Origin of the sequence: Thermovirga sp., from assembly GCF_017656375.1 — a bacterium.
Lineage (GTDB): Bacteria > Synergistota > Synergistia > Synergistales > Thermovirgaceae > Thermovirga.
This window is the reverse complement of record NZ_JACDOB010000053.1, coordinates 1-5,110: the sequence shown is the minus strand read 5'-3', so window position 1 is coordinate 5,110 and position 5,110 is coordinate 1. Positions and strand designations below refer to the sequence as shown.

The 5,110-nt window shown below is 46.5% G+C and carries 7 protein-coding genes and 1 pseudogene; 3 read left to right on the top strand and 5 right to left on the bottom strand.

Going from position 1 to position 5,110, the window contains the following annotated elements:
* Together H0Z23_RS08500 and H0Z23_RS08495 are read left to right on the top strand one after the other, a co-directional pair.
* Positions 1-249: pseudogene (locus H0Z23_RS08500) on the top strand (chemotaxis protein CheC); the annotation flags it as partial.
* A complete protein-coding gene (locus H0Z23_RS08495; protein ID WP_296869016.1) occupies positions 250-777 on the top strand; it encodes a chemotaxis protein CheD in 528 nt (175 codons plus the stop codon). It abuts the pseudogene before it with no gap.
* Positions 778-781: 4 nt separating this feature from the next.
* Here the strand turns inward: H0Z23_RS08495 and flgN are convergent, their stop codons facing one another.
* The 5 genes from flgN to flgA are packed head-to-tail and all read right to left on the bottom strand — an operon-like array spanning position 782 to position 4,011.
* Positions 782-1,240, bottom strand: coding sequence for a flagellar export chaperone FlgN (gene flgN / locus H0Z23_RS08490; protein ID WP_296869015.1), 459 nt, complete (start codon positions 1,238-1,240; stop codon positions 782-784).
* 24 nt (positions 1,241-1,264) lie between these two features.
* Positions 1,265-1,552 carry a hypothetical protein gene (locus H0Z23_RS08485; protein WP_296869014.1) on the bottom strand — a complete coding sequence of 96 codons (288 nt, stop codon included), beginning with the start codon at positions 1,550-1,552 and terminating at the stop codon, positions 1,265-1,267.
* Between the two features lie 13 nt (positions 1,553-1,565).
* Complete coding sequence (locus H0Z23_RS08480; protein ID WP_296869013.1) at positions 1,566-2,693, bottom strand: flagellar basal body P-ring protein FlgI; 1,128 nt, start codon at positions 2,691-2,693, stop codon at positions 1,566-1,568.
* Positions 2,694-2,706: 13 nt separating this feature from the next.
* Positions 2,707-3,282 (bottom strand): flagellar basal body L-ring protein FlgH, encoded by a 576-nt coding sequence (locus tag H0Z23_RS08475; RefSeq protein ID WP_296869012.1) that lies wholly within the window; start codon positions 3,280-3,282, stop codon positions 2,707-2,709.
* A gap of 30 nt (positions 3,283-3,312) precedes the next feature.
* Complete coding sequence (gene flgA / locus H0Z23_RS08470) at positions 3,313-4,011, bottom strand: flagellar basal body P-ring formation chaperone FlgA (RefSeq protein ID WP_296869011.1); 699 nt, start codon at positions 4,009-4,011, stop codon at positions 3,313-3,315.
* 160 nt (positions 4,012-4,171) lie between these two features.
* On the opposite strand from flgA, the gene flgK reads away from it, so the two are divergent.
* On the top strand, positions 4,172-5,110 hold a 939-nt coding region (gene flgK / locus H0Z23_RS08465), incomplete at its 3' end, for a flagellar hook-associated protein FlgK (protein WP_296869010.1).

Below are 5,110 nucleotides of genomic sequence, written 5' to 3'. Positions count from 1 at the left end.
AGCGCCCTCGGAGATTTCCTTGGCGTTGGGCTTCACCCTGAGGTACCTTCAATAGCTTTCGACATGCTTGGCTCCATACTGGACATAATGATCTCCATCTTTGGCGAAGTTGGGGATACTGCCTTTGTTCTCAACACATCCCTCTCTTTCCCCGACCTTGAGCATCAACGCATTTTTACCGGCAAAATATTGATGGTACCAGCTCCTGGCACTTTCGAAAAAATATTCTCCATAATGGGGGTATCTTAGATGTGTAGCGCCCATGTACAAAAAGATTTAGCAACTTCTCACGCAGCGTCCATCAGCGTTGGCATGGGCGAAATTGCCTCTGCATCCCCCCCAACTGTTCTATTTAGCCTGGGACTGGGCTCGTGTATAGGGCTTGTAATTTACTCCCCAAAAGAAAAAGTCGCAGCCATGGCTCATATAATGCTCCCTGAGGGCTCTTCCAAAACAGATGAAGCCATAAAAAAGCCTGGTAAATATGCAGACTTTGCGGTGGAAGCACTTATCAACGAACTCAAGAAACTCGGAGTCGATGCCGGGTCGCTAAAAGCCAAGATAGCTGGAGGCGCAAAAATGTTTGCAAATTCCCAATCCCCCATTATGGCCATAGGGGAAAAAAACGCCGCAAAAGTCATAGAAATGCTTGAAAAACACCAAATACCCTTGGTAAGTAAGGACATAGGAGGCAACAAGGGAAGAAGCGTAAGGTTCTATACAGATACGTGCATGTTGGAAATTAAAGCTATAGGCATGAGGCCCAAACTCATATAACTCCTTAAACCCTTCTGTCTACAGTTAAAGCATTGTCCTTTGATGAGGATGTCATAAATTTGAGCCTCTCGAGTATCAGCTCTGCCAAAAAACGATGCTCCTCAGCTTGTTTAGACAATATGTAATTTATCTGCTTGATAGATATAACCATCTTCAAAAGGTCTGCGGAGGAGGCTTTAAGCAGGTTTGCTTCTTTCTCTTCCAGATGCGAACATATGTCTTTCACTACGGGCTTGCATTTCAGGAAACTGGCCAAAGCCTCGGCAGCTTTGGCTCGCTCTGCTTCCGCTATCATAGCCGAAGCAGTTACCTGCTGAAGCTTATTTAAAAGGTCCGTCAAGAGTTCCGGCTTATTCTCCTTAAGCGCTTGTTTTTCCTTTTCCAGCACATCTATTACATTTTTGAGAGCTTCCGCCTGCTTGCGGTTTTTATCAATAAGGTCGTTCAACAATTCATGGAGCATACTTACTCCTTCCCCTTTCTACCCCTACTCTGAATTCTTAGGCTTAAGGCTTTCATAGAGCATCTTGCCTATGCCAAGCCCCTCCGACGATTTGGCGATAGCCTCACCAGCCATCTCCACAGCCACATCCTGAAGAACTCCGTAGGTATCTTTTTTTTTCTCGTCCCATGAAGCAGTCTTCATGGAATCTTTCATCAGTTTCGCAAGGAAAATACCCTCAAACTCCTTGCACGCCCTCTTAAGGCGCTCTTGCTCCCCTTTCGAAAATTCTCCAGCATTATCAACCTTTAGAAAGGCCTTTTCTACCTTCATCAAGAGTTACCCCCTACATTATCACAAGTTCGCCCTGCAGCGCCCCAGCCTGATCTATAGCCTGTAAAATGGTGATTATGTCCCTGGGGGTTGCACCTAAAGCATTCAAGCTCCTTACAACATCGTCAACCGTAGCGGATGTCTTCATCACTGTCATACTGCCTGGCTCCTCTTCAGCAGCTACCTCCGCCTGATTCGTTATGGCTGTCTCTCCAAAGGAAAAAGGTTCAGGTTGGCTGACAGCTTTCGATCCCTTTATCGTAACGGTCAAGTTTCCATGAGCTACAGCAACTTCCGCTATTTTTACGTCTCCACCTATGACGATAGTGCCTGTCCGCTCGTTTATGACCACTTTAGCCACGCTGTCGGGAGTAACCTTTACGCTCTCGAGGGATGCTATAAAGGGCGTCAATTTGCCCCTGTACTGGGGGGGAACAGTTATCTCAACGCAGCCAGCATCTTTTGCCTGGGCTATAGCGTAGCCATAATTTTTATTTATGGCCCGGGCAACCCTGTCAGCCGTAGTAAAATCCGGTTTGCTCAAAAAGAAACGTATTTTTCCAGCGTTATCTATCTCCCAGTTCGTCTCACGCTCCACTATTGCTCCACCTGGAATCCTGCCGGTGGTCGAAAAATTCTTAGAGACACTGGAGCCTGCTCCACCTGCAGAAAAACCACCTATCGTAATAGGACCCTGTGCTACAGCATACACTGCACCGTTGGCCGCCTTAAGGGGCGTCTGAAGGAGCACCCCACCTTCAAGGCTTTTGGCATCCCCTGCAGAGCTTACCGTAACATCTATCCTGTCGCCATTACGGACAAATGGCGGCAATTCACATGTGACCGTCACCACAGCTGTGTTCTTGCTCTTGAGGTCCTTCCTGTCAATGGAGATCCCGAAATTTTCCACCAAGTTACCCAACATGGCCAGTACCAGATCACCTTTATCACCAGTTCCCTGTAAGCCTATAACTAACCCCATGCCAACTAATTGGTTTGACCTGACTCCTTCTATCCTACCTATATCCTTAAGCCTTACCTCCGGATATACTTGAGCATACCCCGTGGAACAAAAGGCAAGCAAAAATAGGGATACAATGACAAAACACAGCATTTTATAACTTTTTACAAAGCTTTTCATCAAGAAAATCACCTCAGAAAATCGCATTGAACAGCCTCGTCAAAAGGCCCGGATTCTGCAAATCACTAATGCTGCCTATGCCTTCTGCCCTTACGACCACATTAGCCAGCCGGTCACTCTCTATCGTATTATCGGCTTTTACATCTTTAGGCCTTGCTATGCCCTCTATCTTGAGGGTCACAGTGTCTTTATGGACCTTTATATCTTTACTGCCCTCAAGGCGGATGTTACCCCCAGGCAGCACTTCCGTCACCATACAAGTAATAGTGGTAGTGAAATTATACTTCCTCTCAGTAGAGCCATCGCCCTTGGCGCTGCTGGAGGTGCTGAACCCAAGCTTCTTTAAAAAATCCAAGATGCCTACGCCGTCACTCCCCGAAATCGAGTTCTCCTTGGACAGGTCCGTGGTTGCCTCGTTCTTTGCCTGAGTCTTATCCTGTACAATCACTGTCACTATGTCCCCTACCTTTGATGGCCTGTGGTCCTCCACCAACGAAGGCCCATCAACCCACAAGGATTCCCCATAACCAACCCCCACCAGGAGCATAGAGAAAAAGAACACCAGAACAACGCTTCTTGCCAATCTCATGGCTACCACCCTTCTTCTTGGGTAAAATCCCTAATCTAACTCTATCATAACAGTTTTAGCGTCGATAACTACGGCCTCAACGTCCTTCCTGAACTTAGGGATCCTGACCTTGATCTTGTCTCCTCTTACCCCAGATTCCAGGGCAACACCTCCAACCTTCACGTCCACTGCCCCAGAACGGACCATAACTATAACGCTACTGCCTCTTTCTATAAGATAAGCACCCTCAATATCTCTATCGGTTATAGGAGACCCTATTTTTATATTTCTCCTGGCCACAAAACCCAAAACCCTGTCTATTTGAGAAAACACTGATCCGTAGCTTCTCTTATACTCAACAAGTTCTACCTTTAAATCACCAGCGTTCAAGACCTCTCCCCTTTTTATGTCCCTGCTGGCCACAACCAAATAGGCAAACCACTTTAGCCTTACTACCTGGGCCATATTCCTATTCCCATGTTCGGTACGAATGGTAACTACTTTCGAACCCAAGACTAAATTTTCCGGCTTTACAACTGAACCATAGATTTTAAACGTTGGAGGCTCCATCTCTATGTGGCTCCATAAAATACCAGGTTCGACCGCTTTTGCCGCTTCCAGAAGAATTTGGGCCCCATCACCTTCATGGAGCAGCATGCCCTTCAAATGTATGGGAGCCACAGCAAGCGCAGAAGATGCATATAAAGCGATAACCAAAGCCAACAAACACCTATGGAAAATCCTATACATTTTTACTTCTCACCTCTTTTAATTTATAATAGCATTTCACCCTGATTGTCGCCATTTTGCTTCAGTTACCACACAGGCCTACGCGCACTATTCTTCTGCGCCCAAAAAGCCGATAAAAAACTGAAAGATTATCATTATTTGGAAAGGTGGAGCAGCGGTCATGTCCAATACCTTTTCTGGATTAGAAATAGGACGCAGAGCCTTAAATTACTTCAGGCAAGCTATAGAGACGTCAGGGCACAACATAAGCAACACCGACGTGGAAGGGTATTCCCGGCAGCGAGTTGAAGCTTCTCCCACAACCCCTTACACAGCACCTGGAATTAATTCTCCTTTCGGTCCAGGTCAGATAGGAACTGGCGTAGGAATAGACGCTATAGTCCGCATAAGGGACGCCTTCCTCGATGCCCAGTTTCGCCAGGAGTCAACCAAGGAAGGGTTCTGGGAAGCTGCAAGCACCTCTTTGGAATATATAGAAATGTTTTTCAGTGAACCATCAGAAAACAGCATTTCTGGCGCACTAACAAACTTGAACACAGCACTGAACGAGCTTCAGAAAAACCCGGATTCTGCCGCCACAAGGGAAGCCTTCATAAGAGAACTGGATAACTTCTGTGCCACCGTAAGCCATACCTACAAAAATCTTGACGAATACCGGGAGTCACTTAACGAGGAGATAGAACTTAAAGTTCAGGAAGCTAACGACCTTCTAGACAAGATAGCCGCCCTGAACGGCCAAATAAAGACCATAAAAGCGCTAGGCGACAACCCCAATGACCTAATGGACCAAAGGGACAAGTACATCGACAACCTATCCAAACTTGTCGATATCAACGTAAGCCAAGCGGATGACTTAGGCTCTATAAACATAAGCCTGGCGGGGCGGATTTTGGTCCAAAATGACCTTGCGCGCCATCTTGTTCTGGTTCCACAAGAAGGCAATAAAGGTTTTTATGATGTGCAGATTGAGGATAATCAGTTCAAGTCATCAGATAACCCGGAAGTTGCCTCTGCAGCTATATCCCAGGAAGCTGCAGAAGGCGTACACAGCATTGAAATATCAAGGATAGCCAACGAAAAACATTGGGCCATCGGAGAC